The organism is Paradevosia shaoguanensis, assembly GCF_016801025.1.
In the GTDB taxonomy this organism is placed as follows: Bacteria; Pseudomonadota; Alphaproteobacteria; order Rhizobiales; family Devosiaceae; genus Paradevosia; species Paradevosia shaoguanensis.
Map to the genome: position 1 here is coordinate 890863 of NZ_CP068983.1, position 20124 is coordinate 910986.

Annotated in this window: 18 protein-coding genes; 12 read left to right on the top strand and 6 right to left on the bottom strand. The window is 64.5% G+C overall.

Translation table 11 applies throughout. The features are described from left to right. Window positions 1-21: 21 nt before the first annotated feature. From pstC to phoB, 5 genes are read left to right on the top strand one after another with little or no spacing between them, the layout of a single operon-like run. On the top strand, window positions 22-1479 hold the full coding sequence (pstC, locus tag JNE37_RS04115; protein ID WP_203065399.1) for a phosphate ABC transporter permease subunit PstC: 1458 nt from the start codon (window positions 22-24) through the stop codon (window positions 1477-1479). Then, the gene (gene pstA / locus JNE37_RS04120; RefSeq protein WP_035032068.1) at window positions 1476-2795 is read left to right on the top strand and encodes a phosphate ABC transporter permease PstA; all 1320 of its coding nucleotides are present in this window, start codon (window positions 1476-1478) and stop codon (window positions 2793-2795) included. The genes pstC and pstA overlap by 4 nt, the downstream gene beginning before the upstream one ends. A 9-nt stretch (window positions 2796-2804) precedes the next feature. Next, window positions 2805-3611, top strand: a complete 807-nt coding sequence (gene pstB / locus JNE37_RS04125; protein ID WP_035032071.1) for a phosphate ABC transporter ATP-binding protein PstB — start codon at window positions 2805-2807, stop codon at window positions 3609-3611. A gap of 10 nt (window positions 3612-3621) precedes the next feature. Further along, window positions 3622-4332 (top strand): phosphate signaling complex protein PhoU, encoded by a 711-nt coding sequence (gene phoU, locus JNE37_RS04130; RefSeq protein WP_035032074.1) that lies wholly within the window; start codon window positions 3622-3624, stop codon window positions 4330-4332. A 42-nt stretch (window positions 4333-4374) separates the two neighbouring features. Then, complete coding sequence (phoB, locus tag JNE37_RS04135) at window positions 4375-5079, top strand: phosphate regulon transcriptional regulator PhoB (RefSeq protein WP_035032077.1); 705 nt, start codon at window positions 4375-4377, stop codon at window positions 5077-5079. Window positions 5080-5444: 365 nt separating this feature from the next. Here the strand turns inward: phoB and JNE37_RS04140 are convergent, their stop codons facing one another. Further along, on the bottom strand, window positions 5445-6281 hold the full coding sequence (locus JNE37_RS04140; protein WP_203065400.1) for a MurR/RpiR family transcriptional regulator: 837 nt from the start codon (window positions 6279-6281) through the stop codon (window positions 5445-5447). Window positions 6282-6383: 102 nt separating this feature from the next. Between JNE37_RS04140 and JNE37_RS04145 the strand changes: the two genes are divergently transcribed. The 6 genes from JNE37_RS04145 to JNE37_RS04170 all read left to right on the top strand — a co-directional run bounded on the left by JNE37_RS04145 (window position 6384) and on the right by JNE37_RS04170 (window position 13782). Beyond that, complete coding sequence (locus tag JNE37_RS04145) at window positions 6384-7199, top strand: N-formylglutamate amidohydrolase (protein ID WP_203065401.1); 816 nt, start codon at window positions 6384-6386, stop codon at window positions 7197-7199. Next, entirely contained in the window at window positions 7192-8706 is a 1515-nt protein-coding gene (locus JNE37_RS04150) for an amino acid permease (protein ID WP_203065402.1), read from the top strand. The genes JNE37_RS04145 and JNE37_RS04150 overlap by 8 nt, the downstream gene beginning before the upstream one ends. A gap of 88 nt (window positions 8707-8794) precedes the next feature. Then, window positions 8795-10159 carry a glutamine synthetase family protein gene (locus JNE37_RS04155; protein WP_203065403.1) on the top strand — a complete coding sequence of 455 codons (1365 nt, stop codon included), beginning with the start codon at window positions 8795-8797 and terminating at the stop codon, window positions 10157-10159. An 83-nt stretch (window positions 10160-10242) separates the two neighbouring features. Continuing rightward, on the top strand, window positions 10243-11625 hold the full coding sequence (locus JNE37_RS04160) for an aldehyde dehydrogenase family protein (protein ID WP_203065404.1): 1383 nt from the start codon (window positions 10243-10245) through the stop codon (window positions 11623-11625). Between the two features lie 10 nt (window positions 11626-11635). Beyond that, window positions 11636-12793, top strand: a complete 1158-nt coding sequence (locus JNE37_RS04165) for an iron-containing alcohol dehydrogenase (RefSeq protein ID WP_203065405.1) — start codon at window positions 11636-11638, stop codon at window positions 12791-12793. An 80-nt stretch (window positions 12794-12873) separates the two neighbouring features. Next, window positions 12874-13782 (top strand): sugar kinase, encoded by a 909-nt coding sequence (locus tag JNE37_RS04170; protein WP_203065406.1) that lies wholly within the window; start codon window positions 12874-12876, stop codon window positions 13780-13782. Window positions 13783-13907: 125 nt separating this feature from the next. Here JNE37_RS04170 and JNE37_RS04175 read toward each other — a convergent pair whose 3' ends face one another. Further along, window positions 13908-14366 carry an L-2-amino-thiazoline-4-carboxylic acid hydrolase gene (locus JNE37_RS04175; RefSeq protein ID WP_203065407.1) on the bottom strand — a complete coding sequence of 153 codons (459 nt, stop codon included), beginning with the start codon at window positions 14364-14366 and terminating at the stop codon, window positions 13908-13910. A 90-nt stretch (window positions 14367-14456) separates the two neighbouring features. On the opposite strand from JNE37_RS04175, the gene JNE37_RS04180 reads away from it, so the two are divergent. After that, on the top strand, window positions 14457-14999 hold the full coding sequence (locus JNE37_RS04180) for a GNAT family N-acetyltransferase (RefSeq protein WP_203066313.1): 543 nt from the start codon (window positions 14457-14459) through the stop codon (window positions 14997-14999). Window positions 15000-15274: 275 nt separating this feature from the next. Here JNE37_RS04180 and JNE37_RS04185 read toward each other — a convergent pair whose 3' ends face one another. From JNE37_RS04185 to JNE37_RS04200, 4 genes are read right to left on the bottom strand one after another with little or no spacing between them, the layout of a single operon-like run. Beyond that, window positions 15275-17278, bottom strand: coding sequence for an aldo/keto reductase (locus tag JNE37_RS04185; RefSeq protein ID WP_203065408.1), 2004 nt, complete (start codon window positions 17276-17278; stop codon window positions 15275-15277). A 45-nt stretch (window positions 17279-17323) separates the two neighbouring features. Further along, window positions 17324-18409: an ABC transporter ATP-binding protein gene (locus JNE37_RS04190; protein WP_203065409.1), complete on the bottom strand. Its 1086-nt coding sequence runs from the start codon at window positions 18407-18409 to the stop codon at window positions 17324-17326. Between the two features lie 11 nt (window positions 18410-18420). Continuing rightward, window positions 18421-19233, bottom strand: a complete 813-nt coding sequence (locus tag JNE37_RS04195; protein WP_203065410.1) for a carbohydrate ABC transporter permease — start codon at window positions 19231-19233, stop codon at window positions 18421-18423. Further along, window positions 19230-20120, bottom strand: coding sequence for a carbohydrate ABC transporter permease (locus tag JNE37_RS04200; protein WP_035091700.1), 891 nt, complete (start codon window positions 20118-20120; stop codon window positions 19230-19232). The genes JNE37_RS04195 and JNE37_RS04200 overlap by 4 nt, the downstream gene beginning before the upstream one ends. Window positions 20121-20124 lie beyond the last annotated feature (4 nt).

Consider the following 20124-nt stretch of genomic DNA (forward strand, 5'->3'; position numbering starts at 1 on the left):
CGCGCACAACAGGGAACAAAGATGTCGGCAACCCTGGTTCTTGCCATCATCGTCGCGATCGGCGTGGTCGCATTCGTGATCGGACGCCAACGGGCCGTGGCCCAGCGCGATGGAGCGGCCAAGTCGCATTCGCTTCCCAGCTATCACGGATGGTGGGCTTTCCTCCTGGCCACCGTTCCGGCCATCCTTTTCCTCCTGGTCTGGGCCCTCGGCTCGAACCTTTATGCCGACAACCTCATCGGCTCGCAGCTCCCGGCCAATATCAGCACCGGTGAGCGCAGCCTTGCCCTGGGCATGATCGATCGCACGGCACAGGCGCTCGGCGCCCTCGAAATCCATAATGTCGATGCGCTGCCCAAGACCTATGCCGAGCTCATCCCCCAAGCCTCCCAGGTAGGCGTACTTCTCGCCAGCCAGGGCCAGGACTACATGCTGCCGATCGCGCTGAGCGTGAACGAGACGGCCCTGTTCCTAGGGCGCCTCGGTGGCGGCATCGCCATCATCCTCGCGCTGGCCGGCGCCGCAATCGGGCTCTCCATGGTCCAGCCGCGCGCCCGGGCCCGCAACAATGTGGAGCGTATCATGCTCTGGGCGCTCTTCGGGGCCTCGGGCATCGCCATCGCCACCACGATTGGCATCGTGCTCTCGATGCTTTCGGAAACCATGACCTTCTTCTCGGAGGTCAATCCGATGAACTTCTTCTTCGGCACCGTCTGGGACCCGCGCTTCGCCGCGGCCGGTTCGGGCGGCAGCGAAGGTCAGTTCGGCCTCATCCCGCTGCTGGCCGGTACGCTCTATATCGCGCTCGTCTCGATGCTGGTCGCCGTGCCGGTTGGCCTGATGTCGGCCATCTACATGGGCGAATACGCCTCCCCGCAGGTGCGCTCGATCGTCAAGCCCGTGCTCGAACTCCTCGCCGGCATCCCGACCATCGTCTACGGCATCTTTGCCGCCGTGACGCTGGGGCCGTTCCTGCGTGACCTTTCGGCGGCCCTCGCCGGCGGCACCGGCTTCATCCAGGCGCAGAGCGTCTTCACCGCCGGTTTCGTGATGGGCGTGATGCTCATCCCGCTGGTGTCCTCGCTCTCGGACGACGTCATCACCGCCGTGCCCCGCGCCATGCGCGACGGCTCGCTGGGCCTGGGCGCCACGCGGTCGGAAACCATCAAGCGCGTGATCCTGCCGGCAGCGCTGCCAGGCATCGTGGGCGCGCTGCTGCTCACCGCCTCGCGCGCCATCGGCGAGACCATGATCGTGGTGCTGGCCGCCGGCGTGGCCGCGCGCCTCACCATCAACCCCTTCGAGGCGATGACCACCATCACGGTCAAAATCGTCAACCAGCTCACGGGCGACCTCGAGTTCAACTCGCCCCAGACGCTGGTGGCCTTCGCCCTCGGCCTCACCCTCTTCGTCATCACGCTGGGCATGAACGTCTTTGCCCTCTGGATCGTCCGCCGCTATCGGGAGCAGTACGAATGAGCCAAGCTGTCATGGACTCGCAGGCTTCCGCCACTGCCGCTCCGGCCCGCCGCGATATCGGTCTCAAGCGCCGCTATGCCGCCGAACAGCGCTTCCGCGCCATGGGCATCGCCGCGATCGCCTTCGGCGTCATCTTCCTCGTGATCCTGCTCGGCTCGATCATCTCGAAGGGCTATACGGCGTTCGTGCAGACCTCGATCACCATCCCTGTGACGTTCGCGGCCGATATCATCGACAAGGACAACAAGCGCGACACCGACCCCAAGGTGCTGGTGACCGCCAATTACCCGGTCGTCGCCCGTAACTCGCTGGCGGCCGCGCTCGGCGTCGATACGTCCGATGCCAAGGCGATGAAGCAGGTTTCCGGCATGGTTTCGGACTCGGTGCGCGGCCAGCTGCGCGCCATGGTCACGGCCGATCCCTCGATCGTGGGCACCACGCAGAACGTGGCGCTTCTCGCCGCCGCCGACATCGACAGCGCCAACAAGGGCCAGATCGACCTCAACGTGCCCGAGGCCAAGCGCAAGGTTTCCGACCAGCAGGTCGCCTGGCTCGAAGAGCTGCGCCAGCATGGCCAGATATCGACGCCGTTCAACTGGGGTCTGTTCACCTACGGTGCCTCCAGCCGTCCGGAAGCTTCGGGGCTGGGAGTGGCCATGGTCGGCTCCGCCTACATGATGCTGATCGTGCTCATCGTCGCCCTGCCCATCGGCGTGGCCGCCTCGATCTATCTCGAAGAATTCGCCCCCAAGAACCGGGTGACGGATATCATCGAGATCAACATCAACAACCTGGCGGCCGTGCCCTCGATCGTCTTCGGCCTGCTTGGCCTCGCCGTCTTCATCAACTTCGCGGGCCTGCCGCGCTCGGCTCCGATCGTGGGCGGCCTCGTGCTCTCGCTGATGACGCTGCCGACGATCATCATCGCGACCCGCGCCGCCCTGCGCTCGGTGCCACCCTCGATCCGCTCGGCCGCCCTTGGCCTGGGCGCATCGCGCATGCAGATGGTCTTCCACCACGTGCTACCGCTGGCCATGCCGGGCGTGCTCACGGGCACGATCATAGGCCTGGCGCGCGCTCTGGGCGAGACGGCTCCGCTCCTTCTCATCGGCATGGTGGCGTTCGTGGCCGACTATCCGGCTACCCCGCTGCAGCCGGCGACGGCCCTGCCCGTGCAGATTTACATGTGGTCCAACGAAGCCGAACGCGCCTTCGTGGAACGCACCTCCGGCGGTATCATCGTGCTGCTGGTCTTCCTTGCGGTGATGAACCTCACCGCCATCATCCTTCGCAAACGCTTCGAGCGCCGCTGGTAGGACCGACAAATGAGTGAAGCAATGACCCTCGAAACCGCCCCGGCGCCCGTAAGCACCGTGCCCGTCAAGATCCGCGGCGACAAAGTCTCGGTGTTCTACGGCGAGAAGCAGGCCCTGTTCGACGTCGATCTCGACATCGAGCGCAACCGGGTGACGTCGCTGATCGGCCCGTCGGGCTGTGGCAAGTCCACGTTCCTGCGCTGCCTCAACCGCATGAACGACACGATCGACTCCTGCCGCGTGACCGGCAAGATTATGCTCGACAACGACGACATCTACGACCGCAATATCGACGTGGTCGAGCTGCGCGCCCGCGTCGGCATGGTGTTCCAGAAGCCCAATCCGTTCCCGAAGTCGATCTACGAGAACGTGGCCTACGGCCCGCGCATCCACGGCCTGGCTCATTCCAAGACCGAGATGGATGAGATCGTGGTCTCCTCGCTCCGCCGCGCCGGCCTCTTCGAAGAGGTCAAGGATCGCCTCGATGCGCCCGGCACCGGGCTTTCAGGTGGCCAGCAGCAGCGCCTGTGCATTGCGCGCGCCATCGCGACCAAGCCGGAAGTGCTACTGATGGACGAGCCCTGCTCGGCCCTCGACCCGATCGCTACCGCCATCATCGAAGAGCTGATCGACGAACTGCGCGAAAACTTCACCATCGTCATCGTGACCCACTCGATGCAACAGGCTGCCCGCGTGTCGCAGAAGACCGCGTTCTTCCACCTGGGCAAGCTCATCGAGGAAGGCGTGACCGAAGAAATCTTCACCAACCCTGTCAACAAGAAGACCCAGGACTACATTACTGGCCGTATCGGCTAAGGAGCCCTAGATGCCTACCCTCCAGAGCGAACACATCGTCTCCTCCTACGAGGATGAGCTGACGCAGCTGGCCCGGTCGATTTCCGAAATGGGCGGCGAAGTGGAAGCGGCGGTCCAGAATGCGACCACCGCCCTGCTCAAGCTCGACCACAACCTCGCCCGCCAGACCGTGGCCGCCGACAAGCGCATCGACGAGATGCAGCGCAAGATCGACGAAACCGCGGTTTCGATGATCGCCCGCCGCCAGCCGATGGCGACGGACCTGCGCGCCATCATCACCTCGATCCACGTCGCCAACGACCTCGAACGCGTCGGCGACATGGCCAAGCAGGTGTCGCGCCGCGCCCTCCAGATCGAAGGCCTGGCCCTTGCGCCCAAGTTCTACAACGGGCTCAAGCACATGACCGACCTGATCCTGGCCCAGCTCCAGGCGGCACTCGACGCCTATTCGACGCGCAATGGCGCGGCGGCGATCGCGGTGTGCAACCGCGACGACGAGATCGACGCGCTCTACACCTCGATCTTCCGCGAGCTGCTGACCTACATGATGGAAGACCCGCGCAATATCACGCAGTGCACCCATCTTCTCTTCTGCGCCAAGAACCTCGAGCGGGTGGGCGACCACGCCACCAATATCGCGGAAGCCGCCTTCTACCTCGATACCGGCCGCTATCTTTCGAGCGATGTCGAGGACCTGCACCGGACCCAGGTCCGCGAGTAATTTCGCGGACCGCCAGCCTTTCCCCAAACCGGAACCGCTGCAATGCCTGCAACGATCATGATCGTCGAAGACGAGGCCGATCTGGCGCTGATGATGCGCTACAACCTCGAGGCCGAAGGTTTTACCGTGCTCTCCTCGGCGAGCGGCGACGAAGCCGCCGACCAAATGCGCGAGAAGATCCCCGACCTGATCCTCCTCGACTGGATGCTGCCCGGCCTTTCGGGCATTGAACTCTGCCGCCGCTGGCGCGCACGGGAAGAAACGGCGCGCGTGCCGATCATCATGATCACCGCGCGCGGCGAGGAAGAAGAACGCGTGCGCGGCCTTGCGACGGGCGCGGATGATTACGTGGTCAAGCCGTTCTCGATCCCTGAGCTCCTGGCCCGCATCAACGCCCTGCTGCGCCGCTCGAACCCGCAACTGGTGACGACGGTGCTCAAGGCCGGCGACCTCGAACTCGACCGTACCAGCCACCGCGTCCGCCGCTCCGGCCGCGAGGTGCATCTGGGGCCGACGGAATACCGTCTGCTCGAATACCTCATGCGCCATCCGGGCCGGGTCTATTCGCGCGAACAATTGCTCGATGGCGTCTGGGGCAATGACGTGTACGTGGACGAACGCACGGTGGACGTGCATGTCGGCCGCTTGCGCAAGGCCATCAACCGCGGCAAGAGCGCCGACCCGATCCGCACGGTTCGCGGGGCGGGTTACTCGTTCGACGAGCAGTTTGCCGCGGCGACGAATTGAGAGTGGCTTATGGTGGGGGTGGAACGCGTGGCACGCGCGCCATCCCCTCCCTCCTAACCTAACCTCAACCACAGAACTTCCCGGGCGAAGACCCGGGGCCTATTGCACCGCTCCACTCGAGTGGAGGTCTCCGTGGGCCCCGGCTCTGCGGCCGGGGAAGTGCGGTGGGTGGGGTGAGAGCTGGGCAGTAAAACTTGGGCAAGATCGTGCCGTAACGTCCTTCTCCCCTTGAGGGAGAAGGTGGCGCGTAGCGACGGATGAGGGGTCCGCGATGCTGGCCAAAACCCCTCACCCACCCTTCGGGCACCCTCTCCCTCAAGGTGAGAGGGGAATCCGGTGCATTGAGCACGCGATGAGCTGAACCCTTATCCGCGCTCCACCGACCCCATGCGCTTCTCCGCCGTCGTCCACGCCAGTTCCGTGCACCGCGCGATGAGCGCCTCCGTCAGCGCAAAGACCGCCGTGTTCGCATCCCAGGTCCGATCCACCGCAATACGGCACGGCAGCACCACCTTCGCATAACGCGAGACAGGCGAAATCCATTCGTCGGTTACCAGCACGATAGAGACGCGGCGGGCCGAGAGGGTTGCCGCCAGGGCCAGCAGATCGGCGTCGTAGCGGCGGATGTCGAAGATGACCATGGTGTCGTCCGGGCGGATGTCGAGCAACTGGTCGGCGCGGGCGGCGGGGCGGCCGTCGAGGCGGCGGATGCCGGGACGGACGAGGCGCAGGTGAGCCTCCATGTAGCCGGCCATGGCATCGGTGAAGCGGCCGCCGGCGATGTGGCAATTGCGCTTGATATCGGCAAGGCGGGCGCTCGCGGCCTCGAATTCGGAGGTCGGGATGCGCGAGACGGTGGTCTGCATGTTGGTCGCGAGCTGGGCGAAGTAATCCCCCAGGAAATTGCCGATGGCCGTTTCGTGCCGGACGGCGGCCAGGCTGCGCTGGAGCGGGGACTTGGCGCGCTGCTCAAGTTCCTCGCGCAGGCAACGCTGGAAATCGGGGTAGGATTTGAAGCCGAGTTGAGCGATGAAGCGCAGGATGGTGGCCGCGCTCGCGCCGCTCTGCTGGGCAAATTCGGCTACGGGGGCGAGGCCAATCGTGGGGTAATTGGCAAGGAGCCCGCGCGCGGCGCGCTTTTCCGCTGCGGTCAGCCGGTAATTGATCTCGTGGATGCGGGCTTCGACGCTGGGACTATCCATTTCCCCTCCCCCAACACTGAAACGAGAATTTCATTATTGACAGATATCGGCAAGATGGAACAACTGTTACAGACGTTAACCGAACGTGAAACGCGTGTCGCCATGGACGACGGGTCGAGGCTTCAGCCGGTTCAGGTCAACAATGCCGAAGGGCGCTCGCCTTTCGTCCTCGTCTGCGATCACGCTTCAAACCGCATTCCGCCCGAATATGGCGACCTGGGCCTGACGCCCAGCGAGCGCGTGAGCCATGTCGCCTGGGACCCGGGCGCGCTGGGCGTGGCGCTGGGGCTGAGCGAGCGGCTCGATGCGCCGCTGGTCTATTCGACGGTCAGCAGGCTTATCATCGATGCCAACCGCGACCATGATCGGCCGGACCTCATTCCCGCTCTCAGCGAACGGACGGTCATTCCGGGCAATGCACATGTCGAACCGCTGGAGCGGGCGCACCGCATCGTGGCGTTCCACAATCCCTTCCACGAAGCGATCACGGCGCTCCTCGACCGGCGTGCGGCGGAAGGGCGCGAGACCATTCTCGTGACGGTGCATTCCTTCACGCCGGTCTATATGGACGTGCCGCGCCCCTGGCCGATCGGGCTGATCCACGGGGTCGACCCCACCTATACGGCGGCCCTGCGCGTGGCACTGCTCATGGAAGACGGCGGGCTCAATGTCGGCTGGAACGAGCCCTATGCGGCGCTAAACGGGGTGACCTATACGCTCGAGCACCATGGCGACGGACGCGGGCTCGCCTCGACCATGATCGAAATCCGGAACGACGAAATTCTCGAACCATCGGGCGTGGACCTGTGGTCCGCCCGGCTGGCCCGGTGCCTCATTGCCGCAAGAGGGACTATGGCGGCGGCGCCGGTACTTCCACCATCGCACCAGGGGCAACCATCAGGAGGGACAAATGGCTGAAACACCCCTAGTCGGTCGCGGAGGCGTGAAATACGCCTCTCGCGACAAGTCGTATTTCGAAAAGCGCGGTCTGCAGCGTTACGCGGGGATCTGGTCGCTGTGGGCGCTGGGCGTCGGCGCCGTGATCTCGGGCCACTTCTCGGGCTGGAACTTCGGCTTCGCCACCGGCGGCTGGGGCGGCATGCTCGTGGCCGGCATCATCATCGCCATCATGTATCTGGGGCTGACCTTCTCGATCGCCGAGATGAGCCCGGCCTTGCCCCATACGGGCGCGGCCTATTCGTTCGCGCGCACGTCGATGGGCCCGTGGGGCGGCTTCATCACCGGCCTTTTCGAGAACGTCGAATACGTGCTGACGCCGGCGGTGATCTGTACCTTTATCTCGGCCTATTTCGGCTCGATAACGGGGTTGGATACAGCGCTCTACCCGGTGCTCTGGGTGGTGTTCTATGCGATCTTCCTCGGCCTCAATATCTTCGGGGTGGCGCTCAGCTACAAGGTGACGCTGGCGGTCACGCTGATCTCGCTGGCGGGCCTGGCCTTCTTCTACATCAACGCCTTCGGGCATATCGACTTCTCCCGCTGGGCGCTCAACATCGCGCCGGATGGCTCCGAGCTGCCGGAAGGCGGTGGCTCGTGGTTCCCGATGGGCTTTGGCGGCGTGCTGGCCACCCTGCCCTTCGCGGTCTGGCTGTTCCTGGCCATCGAGCAGGTGCCGCTGGCCGCCGAGGAATCGGTCGACCCCAAGCGCGACATGCCGCGCGGCATCATGTTGGGCTTTGCCACGCTGGCGCTTTCGGCCTTCCTCGTGGTGCTGCTCAACCCCTCGATCGCAGGGGTGGGCTCGTTCGCACTCGGCTCCTCGCTCGAGCCGGCGCTTGACGGCATCCGCGCCATGTTCCCGGATGTGGGCTGGGCTCCGGCGGCCTTCGGCGTAGTGGCCCTGATCGGGCTCGTCGCCTCGTTCCACACCATCCTCTATGCGCAGGGCCGGCAGGTCTATTCGCTCAGCCGCGCCGGCTATTTTCCGTCGGCGCTCTCGGTGACCCATGCCAGGCACAAGACGCCGCACCTCGCCATGATCTCGGGCGCCGCCCTGGGGCTCGGCGTGATGCTGGTGATCTGGTTCGCCAATGGCGGCGGCGGGTCGGGCGAGACGCAGCTGGGTGACGACATCATCGGCTCGGTGCTGCTCAACATGGCCGTGTTCGGCGCAATGCTCAGCTACATCATGCAGGCGATCAGCTTCATCCTGCTGCGGCGGAACCTGCCCAACATCAACCGGCCGTTCCGGAGCCCCGTGGGCGTTCCGGGCGCAGTGCTCACCATCATCATCGCGCTGGTGACGCTGTTCTACCAGGTCCAGGACCCCAACTTCTTCAGGGGCGTGATCTGGGTCATCGTCTGGTGCGTGGTGGGTGTCCTCTATTTCGCGGCTGTCGGCCGCAACCGGCTGATCCTGTCGCCGGAAGAGGAATTCGCCCTCGAGCATCGCAACAAGGCCTGAAGCCTTCCTCCCCTCGGGAGGGTCGCGGGAGAGGGGTTTCCCGCGGCCCTCCATTCCAAGGCAATGACAAGAAAAGGGAGCCAATGCCATGGCCGGAGCCTATTCGCTCGACGCGCTGAAATCGGACGTTTCCAAGGGCCTGATCGACACGGTGCTCGTCGCCTTCCCAGACATGCAGGGGCGGCTGATCGGCAAGCGCTTCCAGGCGCAGTTCTTCCTCGATGGCGCGATCGACGAGACGCATGGCTGCGACTACCTGCTCGCAAACGACATCGACATGGAGCCGGTGCCCGGCTACCAGGCGGCCAATTGGGCAAAGGGCTATGGCGATTTCGTCATGAAGCCGGATGTCTCGACGCTGATGAAGGCGGCGTGGCTGGACGGCACGGCGATCATCCTGGCCGACCTTGTCGACCACCACCACCACCAGCCCATTCCGCACTCGCCGCGCGCCATCCTCAAGGGACAGCTGGCCCGGCTCGAGAAGATGGGCTTCACCGCCAATTTCGCCTCCGAGCTCGAATTCTACCTGTTCGACGAGACCTTCCGCGGGGCGTACGAGAAGGGGTACCGGAACCTCACCACCGCCGGCTATTACATCGAGGACTACCACATCTTCCAGACCACCAAGGAAGAGGGCGTGATGCGGCTGGTGCGCAACCAGCTGCAGGCCTCGGGCATCCCGGTCGAGAATTCCAAGGGCGAATGGGGCCCGGGCCAGGAAGAGATCAACGTCCGCTATGCCGAGGCGCTGACCATGGCCGACCGGCACGTGGTGCTCAAGAACGCCATCAAGGAGATTGCCCACGGACAAGGCAAGGCCGTGACCTTCATGTCCAAGTGGGACTATTCGCTGGCCGGCTCTTCCAGCCACATTCACATGTCGCTGGCGCGAAACGGCAAGCCGGCTTTCCTCGACGAGAAGGCCGAATTTGGCATGAGCCCGCTCATGAAGCATTTCGTGGCCGGACAGCTCGCCCATGCCCAGGAGATCACCTATTTCCTGGCGCCCTACATCAACTCCTACAAGCGCTTCCAGGTCGGCACCTTCGCTCCCACCAAGGCGATCTGGAGCCGCGACAACCGCACGGCCGGCTTTCGCCTCTGCGGCGAGGACACCAAGGGCATTCGCATCGAGTGCCGGATCGGGGGTGCGGACCTCAACCCCTATCTCGCTTTCGCGGCCCTGCTGGCTGCGGGCATCGACGGCATCGAAAAGGAACTGGCGCTCGAGCCCGCCTATTCGGGCGACGCCTATGACGGCAAGCGCCTGCGCGAAGTCCCCAAAACCCTGCGCGATGCCACCGAATCCCTGCGCAAATCGAAGATGCTCAAGGAGGCGTTCGGCGAGGACGTCATCGCCCATTACGTGCACACGGCCGAATGGGAGCAGTTCGAGTATGATCGCCGGGTGACCGATTGGGAGTTGAAGCGCGGGTTCGAGCGCACCTAGGCAGCGCGGCAGGCGCAGCTACACTCAAGCCAAAGACGGGCGCGCGGCTGCGCGCCCTTTCGTGACAAGCAGGGGACTTTTCCATGACCGATACGGTCAAGATCATCTCGCCCATCGATGGCTCCGTCTATGCAGAGCGACCGGTGGCGAGCGCGGCGGAGATCGAGGCGGCAGTCGTGCGCGCCAGGGCCGGCAAGAATGCCTGGGGCGAGGTGACCATCGCCGAGCGGGCCAAGGTCATGACGCATTTTGTCGATGCGCTGGTGGGCATGAACGACGAGATCGTGCCCGAGCTCGCCTGGCAGATGGGCCGACCCATCCGGTTCGGGGGAGAAAAGCGCGGGGTCGAGGAGCGGTCGCGCTACATGATCTCGATTGCCGAGGAGGCTTTGGCTCCCTCGATCAAGGGCGGCAAGGAGGGGTTCACCCGCACCATCACCCGCGAGCCGCTGGGGCTGGTAATGGTGATCGCGCCCTGGAACTACCCCTATCTCACCGCCGTCAATTCCATCGTGCCGGGCCTGATGGCGGGCAATGCGATCCTGCTCAAGCACGCCAGCCAGACGCTGCTGGTCGGCGAGCGCTTCGCCGAGGCGGCGCGGCGCGCCGGGCTGCCCGAGGGGCTTTTCCAGAACCTCGTCATGAGCCATGGCGACACCGAAAAGCTGATCGGTTCGGGCGCCATCGACCACATCAACTTCACCGGGTCGGTCGAGGGTGGACGGCGGATCGAGAGGGCGGCGGCCGGGACGTTCGCCACGCTTGGGCTCGAGCTGGGCGGCAAGGACCCGGCCTATGTGCGCGAGGATGCGGACCTGGCCCACTCGGTCGAAAACCTTGTGGATGGCTCGTTCTTCAATTCCGGGCAGAGCTGTTGCGGGGTCGAGCGCATCTATGTGCATGAGGGCGTCTATGACGCCTTCGTCGAGGGCTTCATAGACAATGCGCGCGGCTGGACGCTGGGCAATCCGCTTGAGGAAAGCACCATTGTCGGGCCGATGGCGCGGCCGCAATTCGCCGATGCCGTACGCGGCCAGAAGGAAGAGGCCCTGCGCAAGGGCGCCACGGCGCATCTGGGCACGCGGCACGCGCTGGACAAGGCCGGCTCGCCCTATCTCGCGCCCGAAGTGCTGACCAACGTCAACCACCAGATGGCGGTGATGCGCGAGGAGAGCTTCGGGCCGATCGTGGGCATCATGAAGGTCAAGGACGACGCCGAGGCCATTACGCTGATGAACGACAGCCCCTACGGGCTCACCGCCTCAATCTGGACGCGCGACATCGACGCGGCGGCGCGGATCGGCGCTAAAGTGGAGACCGGCACGGTCTTCGCCAATCGCTGCGACTATCTCGACCCTGCCCTGGTCTGGACCGGCGTCAAGGACACCGGCAAGGGCGGCGCGCTTTCCGAGATCGGCTATGCCAATCTCACCCAACCCAAATCCTTCCATCTGCGGCACATCTGAGAGACTTTCGATGACGACCAAAGCCAATTGGAACTACCCGACTTCCGTGCGTTTCGGCGCTGGCCGCATCGCAGAGCTGCCGGAGGCCCTCAAGGCCGCAGGGATCAGCAAGCCGCTGCTGGTGACAGATGCGGGCCTCGCCAACCTGCCGGTGACGGCGCGCGTGGTGCAGATCCTCAAGGATGCCGGCATCCCGGTGGAAGTGTTCTCGGACGTCAAGCCCAACCCGATCGCGGCCAACGTCAATGCCGGCATCGAAGTGCTGCGCAAGGGCCGCCATGACGGCGTCATCGCCTTCGGCGGCGGCTCGGGGCTCGATACGGGCAAGGTCATCGCCTTCATGGCCGGGCAGACACGGCCGGTCTGGGATTTCGAGGATATCGGGGACTGGTGGACACGCGCCGACCCCAAGGGGATCTTTCCCATCGTGGCAGTGCCGACCACGGCAGGCACTGGCTCGGAAGTGGGCCGCGCCGGCGTCATCACCGACGAGCGGACGCACACCAAGAAGGTGATCTTCCATCCGCTGATGATGCCGAAAATCGTCATCGCCGATCCGGAGCTGACAGTGGGCATGCCCGCCTTCATCACGGTGGGCACCGGGTTCGACGCACTGGCGCATTGCCTCGAAGCCTATTGCGCGCCCGGCTACCATCCGCTGGCGGACGGCATTGCCGTGGAAGGCATCCGGCTGGTGCTCGAGAACCTGCCCAAGGTGGCGGCCAACCCCAATGACATCGAGGCGCGTGGGCATATGATGAGCGCGGCGGCCATGGGCGCGGCGGCGTTCCAGAAGGGGCTGGGCGCCATCCACGCGCTGTCGCACCCGGTTGGAGCGCTGTTCGACACACATCACGGCATGACCAATGCCGTGTTCATGCCCTATGTGCTGATTGCCAATCGCGAAGCCATCGAGGCGCGGATCGCTCGGCTGGCGGCCTATTGCGGGCTGCCGCCGAGCTTTGAGGCCTTCCTCAACGCCGTTCTGGCGCTGCGGCAACGCCTCGACGTGCCGCATGCGCTCAAGGATTTCGGCGTGACCTCGGACAAGCGCGACGTCATCGGCGACATGGCGATCGTCGACCCGACGGCGGGCGGCAATCCGGTGACGCTGACGCGGGAGCTGGCCCTGGCGATGTTCGACAAGGCCTATGAGGGGCGGCTTTAGGAGGAGCGGCAGCTCCTCCCCAGTTGCCCCTCCGGCCCATCCCCGGCATAAGTCTCACCATCAGTTAGGGGAGCGAATCCGTGGCCAAACGCTTTGTCAGCATCGGCGAATGCATGCTCGAAATGTCGGGCGGCGAAGGCGGGCAATACAAGTTCGGGTTTGCGGGAGATACGCTCAACACGGCCTGGTACGCCAATGCCCTGCTCGGCAATGACTGGTCGGTCGACTATGTCACGGCTTTGGGCGACGACCTTTATTCCGGGCAGATGCGCGAGTTCATGGGCCAGGCCGGCATCGGCACCGGGCACATCCAGACAATCCCGAGCAAGCGGCCCGGGCTCTATCTCATCCACCAGGCGCATGGGGACCGGCACTTCACCTATTGGCGCGACACATCGGCGGCCAAGCTGATGATGGAGGACCGCGAGAAGGTCGAGACGGCGCTGATGGGGGCCGATTTCATCTATTTCTCCGGCATAAGCGTCGCGATCCTGGCGCCGCGCATGCGGGGGCGGTTGCTCAAGGCCATCGTCAAGGCGCGCGATGCGGGTGCACGCGTGGCGTTCGACCCCAATCTGCGGCCGGCGCTGTGGAGCGGGCCGCGCGCCATGCAGGCCTGCATCATGGCGGCGGCGACCGTCGCCGATATCGTGCTGCCGACCCATTCGGACGAGGCCCCGCTTTTCGGGGACAAGGACGCCGAGGCGACGGCGCAGCGTTATCTGGACGCTGGCGTGGCCGAGGTCGTGGTCAAGGATGGGGCCAAGGCCGCGCTTGGCGCGACACAGGGGCTGCGCGAAACCGTGTCGCCACAGCCGGGCGCCAAGGTGGTGGACGCCACGGGCGCCGGGGATTCCTTCAATGGCGGCTACCTTTCGGCGCGGCTCAATGGAGCCGATGTGGCAGAGGCCATGGCGCGGGCGCATCAGGTGGCGGGCGTCGTCATCGGCCACAAGGGCGCGCTGGTCGATCCGGCGCTGTTGCCCTAGAGCCGTTCACCGTTTCGTTGAAACGCCGAACGAACTCTAACTCTTTTATTGGTCGCGTTTTCGAACCGGAAAAGTGGTGGCCACTTTTCCTGAAAACGCTCTAGGCGAACGCCGATAGAGGCGTATCAGGCGCCTTTGACGTGGTAGCAGAAGTTGCACTCGCCATCGCCCGCCATGCAGGTCTTGGTGCGTTCAAGCTTGAGGCCGAGCTCGTCGGCCATGGCGAAGTCGCTGTCGCAGATGAGGAGCGTGCCAAGGTCGCGGGCACCGATCTGCTCCATGAACTCGGCATAGTCGCAATGGCTGACGCTGTTGCGCAGCAGCGTGTCGGTCTTCTCAACGGTCTCGAATTCGTAGCGGATGCCTTCGCCAAACCCGGCAAATTCCGCATCGAGGGTCGGGATATCAAGGAGGCTCCCGCGGGCGGCGACGGCCTTGCGGTTGGCGGCGTCGAGAGCTTCGCGCACGAGCTGGTGGGCGCGCTCCTTGCCCAGTTCACGCTCCATGGCGCGCACGATCGGGATCTGGGCCTGCACGGCCTGGGTGATGCGCTCGAAGGGGGTGAGCTTTTGCTCGCCGGGCATTAGGGTCTCCAAGTCGATAGGCACCGCGGTCCAAGCCATGGGCAGGACAGCGGATTTTCCCAAGCTAAACACAGGACGCGTGCGTTGAACATGCCCAACCCGCCCTCGCGGCAGCCGATCGCGACCGAACGCCTGGTGCTCCGCCCGAGCGTGGCCGGGGACACGGAACGGGCTTTTGCCATCCGCTCGGACTGGGAGGTGGCGCGCATGCTCAGCCGGGCGACCTTTCCGCCGGAACGGGCGGCTATGGCGGCGTGGTTCGGGGAGCATGAGCGGGAATGGCGGGACGGCCGGGCCTATCGCTTCGCGGTGGAGCGCGACGGGCGTGTGATCGGGATCGTCGACATAGACGGGGTCGCCGATGGCGAGGGGGAGCTCGGCTATTGGTTCGAGCGGGCGAGCTGGGGACAGGGGTTCGCGTTCGAGGCGGGAAGCGCGGTGGTGCGGTTCGGGTTTGATGTGGCCGGGCTGCGGCGGATCAGGGCCGGACACGCTGTGGATAATGAGGCGTCGGGGCGGGTGCTGGAGAAGCTGGGATTTTCGGTGGTGGAGACGGTGTGGCGGGAGTCGGTTTCGCGCGGGGAGAGTGTGGAGGTTCGGCGGTTGGCGCTGGAGCGGGAGACGCTTCGGTAGCGTAAGCACGACACTTCACCCGGGTCTTCGCCTGGGGAAGTGCGGGGGAGGGTGGAGTGAGGGGGCCGGGTTTTGAGTTCGCGGCTCCCCCTCCCGGCCTCCCCCGCAAGGGGGAGGTGCTGATCGTGGTTGTGGGTCTATCAGCGTTCAAGCAACTGGATCGAAACACCTCCCCCCCTTGCGGGGGAGGCCGGGAGGGGGGTAGGCCACAGGCGCAGGGCTTGTTGCCGACCTCCCCTCGGTTCCTCCCGCAAGGGGGAGGGAAGCGTTTCTGGTCAGGCTTCCAGCCACTTCACCTGTTCGGGGGTGAGGTTGATGTCGAGCGCCTTGAGGCTGTCGTCGAGTTCGCCCAGGGTGCGCGGGCCGATCAGGGGCACGACCGGGAACGGCTGGTGAAGGACATAGGCGAGGGCCACGTGGATGGGGCTCTTGCCGAGTTTTCCGGCCAGCTCGATGGCGCGGTCGCGGCGGCAGAAGTTCTTGTCCGAGTACCAGACGCGGACCAGCTCGGCGTTGTCACGCTTGTCGCGGCCGGCGCGGTCGGTGAAGAAGCCGCGGCCCTGGCTGGACCAGGCGAAGTTCGGCACCTGGCGGGACAGGAACCATTCCTTCCACGCATCGTCCGAGGACGAGATGCACCCATCCCAGATGACGTCCTGCATTTCGGCGAGGGCGAAGTTGTTCGAGAGCGCGCCCGGCTTCTGCTTGCCGTTCTTTTCGGCATAGGCGACAGCCTCGTCGAACCGCTCGCGCGTCCAGTTGGAGCCGCCGAAGATGCCGCGGATGCGGCCCTTCTTCACTTCGGCATCCATGGCGTCGACGAATTCGCCCACCGGGACATCCAGGTTGTCGCGGTGCATGAAGTAGACGTCGACATAGTCGGTCTGGAGGCGATCGAGCGTCTGCGTCAGCTGCTTGCCGATGACGTCCGGATAGCAGAGCGGGGAATGCGCGCCCTTGCCGATGACGACGGATTGCTCACGCACGCCGCGATTGGTCAGCCATTCGCCGAGCAGCTTTTCGGTATAGCCCGAGCCATAGACCCAGCCGGTATCGAAGAGATTGCCGCCCGCCTCGTAGAAGGCATCGAGCAGGATGGCGCCCGAGGAGAAGGTGCGGAAGTCCTCAAAGCCGAGGGCGACGACCGAGAGATCCTTGCCGAGGCCGGCGAGCTTGCGCTTGGGCACCTTGGTGCCGCCGGACTTGAGCGGGCGGCCCGAGAGGGTGAGTTTGCGGTTGGCGGCCTTTTCGACGCTGAATTCGATGCCGGCATCGGCGCGCCACTTGTCGAGGACGCGCAGGTTGCCGAGCGTATCGGCCCAGCTCATGCCGGGGGAGTCGAATTGCTGCTTGCCGGCGAAGATGGCCTCGGCAGCAGCATCGGCCTCGAAGGAATAGAGGTGGCGCTGCTTGCCGGTGGTGATGGTCTCGGTCTTGCCGCCCTTGATTATGTCGATGCGCCCTTCCCCGCCAGCGCGGTCGCCATTGGCGAACCAGAAGTCGGGGACTTCGATACGGCCCTCGCTGCCGATGATGCGCAGGACGTTGTCGAGGTTGGCCATGACGGCGCAGCTCACCTCGGCAATGAGGCCGGTTTCGAACTGCAGGAGCGCCGAGGCCCAGTTGTCGGTGCCTTCGGCATTAAGGTTCGCCATGCCCGATACCTTGACGGGATCGAGGAAGGGCTTGCCGACAGTGGCTCCGGCGATGAAGCGGGCCATGGAGACCGGATAGCCGCCGACATCGAGGATGCCGCCGCCGGCGAGGGCGCTGGCGAAGAGGCGGTGATCCGGAATGAAGCCGGGCATCTGGAAGCCGAAGCTGGCCTTGATGGAACGGACTTCGCCGATGGCGCCGGAGGCGACCAGATCGTAGATCTTTTTCGTCTGCGGATGCAGGCGGTACATGAAGGCTTCGCCCGCGAAGGTGCCGGCCTTGCGATGGGCATGGAAGACCGCATCGGCCTCGAAAGCCGTGAGCGCAAAAGGTTTTTCGACGAGGACGTGCTTGCCGGCCTCGGCGGCCTTGATGGCCCATTCGGCATGGCCGACATGGGGCGTGGCGATATAGACGGCGTCGACGTTCGGGTCCTTCAGGATGGCGTCATAGCCATCCAGGATCCGGGCCTCCGGGAAATCCTGGGCAAGGCTGGCCTTGCCGGGATTGCGGGTGGCGATGGCTTCGAGCTTGCCGAGGCGGGAGTCCAGTACGCCACGACGAAAGTCCTTGGCGATGGCACCCGGCCCGATGATGCCCCAGCGCAGGGTTTGGGAAGTCACTTGGTATTCCTCTTCAATCGATAAAATTTGAAAGCTTTTCGGGGATCAGCGCAGACGGTTTCCAGCGCTGTCGAAGACGAGTGCCCTGTCGGCGGGGACGGCGACGGTGAGGGTGTCGTCGTCGCCGGCATGACGGTCTTCGCGTTCGACGATGACCTGCTCGCCCGCGGCGGTATTGGCATAGATGTAGGTGGTCGAACCCAGGTGCTCGGCGACGTCGACCTTGAGGGCGATATCGGCGATGCCCTTGCCGGCATCGGCGAAATGCTCGGGCCGGACGCCGATGGTGACCTTGTCGCCCTTGGCCGGCAGCCGGCCGGACAGCGAGCGGGTGAGGCGAACGCCGCCCTGGTTGACGAGCTGGGCGACGAAGGTGCCGTTGCCTGAATCCACCACCTCGGCCTGGAAGAAGTTCATCCGGGGCGAGCCGATGAAACCGGCGACGAAGAGATTGTCCGGGTCATCGTAGAGCTGGAGCGGCGTGCCGACCTGGGCGACCTCCCCCTTGCGCATGACCACGATCTTGTCGGCCAGCGTCATGGCCTCGACCTGATCGTGGGTGACGTAGATCATGGTGGTCTTGAGCTCGCGGTGAAGGCGGGCCAGCTCGATGCGCATGTGGACGCGCAGCTCGGCATCGAGGTTGGAGAGCGGCTCATCGAAGAGGAAGACCTCGGGATGGCGCACGATGGCCCGGCCGATGGCGACGCGCTGGCGCTGGCCGCCCGAAAGCTCCTTGGGGAGACGGTCGAGAAGCGGCTCCAGCTCAAGGATGCGCGCCGCCTCCCCGACCTGGCGGGCGATCTCGGCCTTGGGCTTGCCGGCAAAACGCAGGGCGAAGCCCATGTTGTCGCGCACGGTCATATGCGGATAGAGCGCATAGGACTGGAAGACCATGGCAATGCCGCGCTTGGAGGGGTCGGCCTCGTTGACGCGGGTGCCGCCGATCTCGATGTCGCCGGACGTCGTCGATTCAAGACCGGCGATCATGCGCAGCAGCGTGGACTTGCCGCAGCCCGAGGGGCCGACAAAGACCACGAATTCGCGGGCGTTGATATCCAGGTCGACGCCCTTGATGACTTCGAGGGTGCCAAAGGACTTACGGACGCCCTTCAGTTTCAGGCTGCTCATAAGCGTATCCCTTATTTGACCGCACCGAGCATCCCCTGCACGAATTGCCGCTGCAAAACGAAGAAGATGACGAGGGTTGGAAGTGTTGCCATCACGGTGGCCAGGAGGATCACCCCGAAATCGGGCGCGTAGGCTGCGGTGAGCGCGGAGATGACCAGGGTGATGGTCTTGTTCTCGGGCGTCTGCAGCACGATCAGCGGCCAGAGGTAATTGTTCCAGGCATTCATGAAGACGATGATGGTCGCCGCCGCATAGGTGGAGCGCATGGTGGGCAGATAGACGAAGAGGAAAATCTGCCATTCCTTGAGCCCGTCGACGCGGGCCGCGTCGCGCAGCTCGCCGGGGAAAGCCTTCGTCGCCTGACGGAAGTAGAAGATGATGAAGATCGAGGCGATGGTCGGCAGGATGACCGCGGTGAAGGTGTTGGTGAGCGAGGCTCGCGAGATCATCACGAACAGCGGCACCATGAGCGCGGCGAAGGGGATGGAGAGCAGCAGCAGGAGCAGCTGAAACACCCTTTCTCGGATCCGCGAGCGGAAGATCTCAAAGCCGTAACCGGCGATCGAGGAGACGGCCAGCGTCAGAATGGTCGAGATGATGGCAATGAAGAACGAGTTGCCGAAGATGCGCACCAGATCGACCTGGGCCGCCAGGCTCTGGAAGTTGGCGACAAGGTTACTGCCCGGGGACAATTGTCCGGTGGTGATGTCGATGGACTTGTTGGTGGCGCCCACCGCCATCCAGTAGAACGGGAAGACGGAGAGGAACGCGGCGACGGAGAGGAAGAGATAGATCCCACCGCGCCGTATCAGGGCGAAGTTCATGACGGCCTCCTGCGGTCGCGGGCGATCATGAACTGGATGAAGCTGAGCACCGCCACGATGAGGACGATGACCCACGAGACCGTCGCCGAATAGCCGAAGCTGGGCATCATGCGGAAGGTCAGGTTGTAGATGTAGAGCGACAGGGTCAGCGTGGCGTTGGCCGGGTTGCCCTGGGTGATGTTGTTGACTTCATCGAAGAGCTGCAGCGTGCCGATGGTCGAGAGGATCGTGGTGAAGAGGATCACGGGCTTGAGCATCGGGATGGTGATGCTGGTGAAGCGGGCCCAGGCCGGAACGCCGTCGATGCGGGCGGCCTCGTAGATCGACTTGTCCACGTTCTGGAGGGCGGCGAGGTAGAAGATCATGTTGTAGCCGGTCCAGCGCCAGGTGATGGCGACGATGATCACGACCTTGGCCCAGAAGGGATCGCTCAACCACGGAATGGGTGCGCCGATGATATGGAGCGTCAGCAGGGCCTGGTTGATGATGCCATCGTTCGAGAACATCGACTTGAACAGCGACGAATAGGCGATAAGCGAGGTGACGCAGGGCAGGAACAGCAGCGTCCTGAACAGGCCCCTGAACCTGAGCGTCGAATCGTTGAGCGCCACCGCGAAGAGCAGCGCCAGGACGATCATGATCGGCACCTGGATGATGAAGAAGATGAACGTGTTGGTCAGCGCCTGGACGAACAATCCGTCATTGGCGAGCCGCTGGATATTGGCCAGCCCCCCGAACGAGAAATTGGCGCCACGGCCGACCTGGAAGCTCATCCAGAGCGACCAGATGATGGGATAGATCATGAAGATGCCGAGGAGGACCAGAGCCGGCATGACGAATGCCCAGCCATTGATCTGCTCGCTACGGTCCAAACGTGTCTGCGCCATGCCC

Coding starts and splice junctions, on each gene's coding strand:
- pstB (WP_035032071.1), top strand. CDS start 2,805: ATGAGTGAAGCAATGACCCTCGAAACCGCCCCGGCGCCCGTAAGCACC.
- JNE37_RS04165 (WP_203065405.1), top strand. CDS start 11,636: ATGACGACCAAAGCCAATTGGAACTACCCGACTTCCGTGCGTTTCGGC.
- JNE37_RS04200 (WP_035091700.1), bottom strand. CDS start 20,120: ATGGCGCAGACACGTTTGGACCGTAGCGAGCAGATCAATGGCTGGGCA.
- JNE37_RS04160 (WP_203065404.1), top strand. CDS start 10,243: ATGACCGATACGGTCAAGATCATCTCGCCCATCGATGGCTCCGTCTAT.
- JNE37_RS04145 (WP_203065401.1), top strand. CDS start 6,384: ATGGACGACGGGTCGAGGCTTCAGCCGGTTCAGGTCAACAATGCCGAA.
- JNE37_RS04150 (WP_203065402.1), top strand. CDS start 7,192: ATGGCTGAAACACCCCTAGTCGGTCGCGGAGGCGTGAAATACGCCTCT.
- JNE37_RS04195 (WP_203065410.1), bottom strand. CDS start 19,233: ATGAACTTCGCCCTGATACGGCGCGGTGGGATCTATCTCTTCCTCTCC.
- JNE37_RS04180 (WP_203066313.1), top strand. CDS start 14,457: ATGCCCAACCCGCCCTCGCGGCAGCCGATCGCGACCGAACGCCTGGTG.
- JNE37_RS04140 (WP_203065400.1), bottom strand. CDS start 6,281: ATGGATAGTCCCAGCGTCGAAGCCCGCATCCACGAGATCAATTACCGG.
- JNE37_RS04175 (WP_203065407.1), bottom strand. CDS start 14,366: ATGCCCGGCGAGCAAAAGCTCACCCCCTTCGAGCGCATCACCCAGGCC.
- JNE37_RS04155 (WP_203065403.1), top strand. CDS start 8,795: ATGGCCGGAGCCTATTCGCTCGACGCGCTGAAATCGGACGTTTCCAAG.
- phoB (WP_035032077.1), top strand. CDS start 4,375: ATGCCTGCAACGATCATGATCGTCGAAGACGAGGCCGATCTGGCGCTG.
- pstA (WP_035032068.1), top strand. CDS start 1,476: ATGAGCCAAGCTGTCATGGACTCGCAGGCTTCCGCCACTGCCGCTCCG.
- pstC (WP_203065399.1), top strand. CDS start 22: ATGTCGGCAACCCTGGTTCTTGCCATCATCGTCGCGATCGGCGTGGTC.
- JNE37_RS04190 (WP_203065409.1), bottom strand. CDS start 18,409: ATGAGCAGCCTGAAACTGAAGGGCGTCCGTAAGTCCTTTGGCACCCTC.
- phoU (WP_035032074.1), top strand. CDS start 3,622: ATGCCTACCCTCCAGAGCGAACACATCGTCTCCTCCTACGAGGATGAG.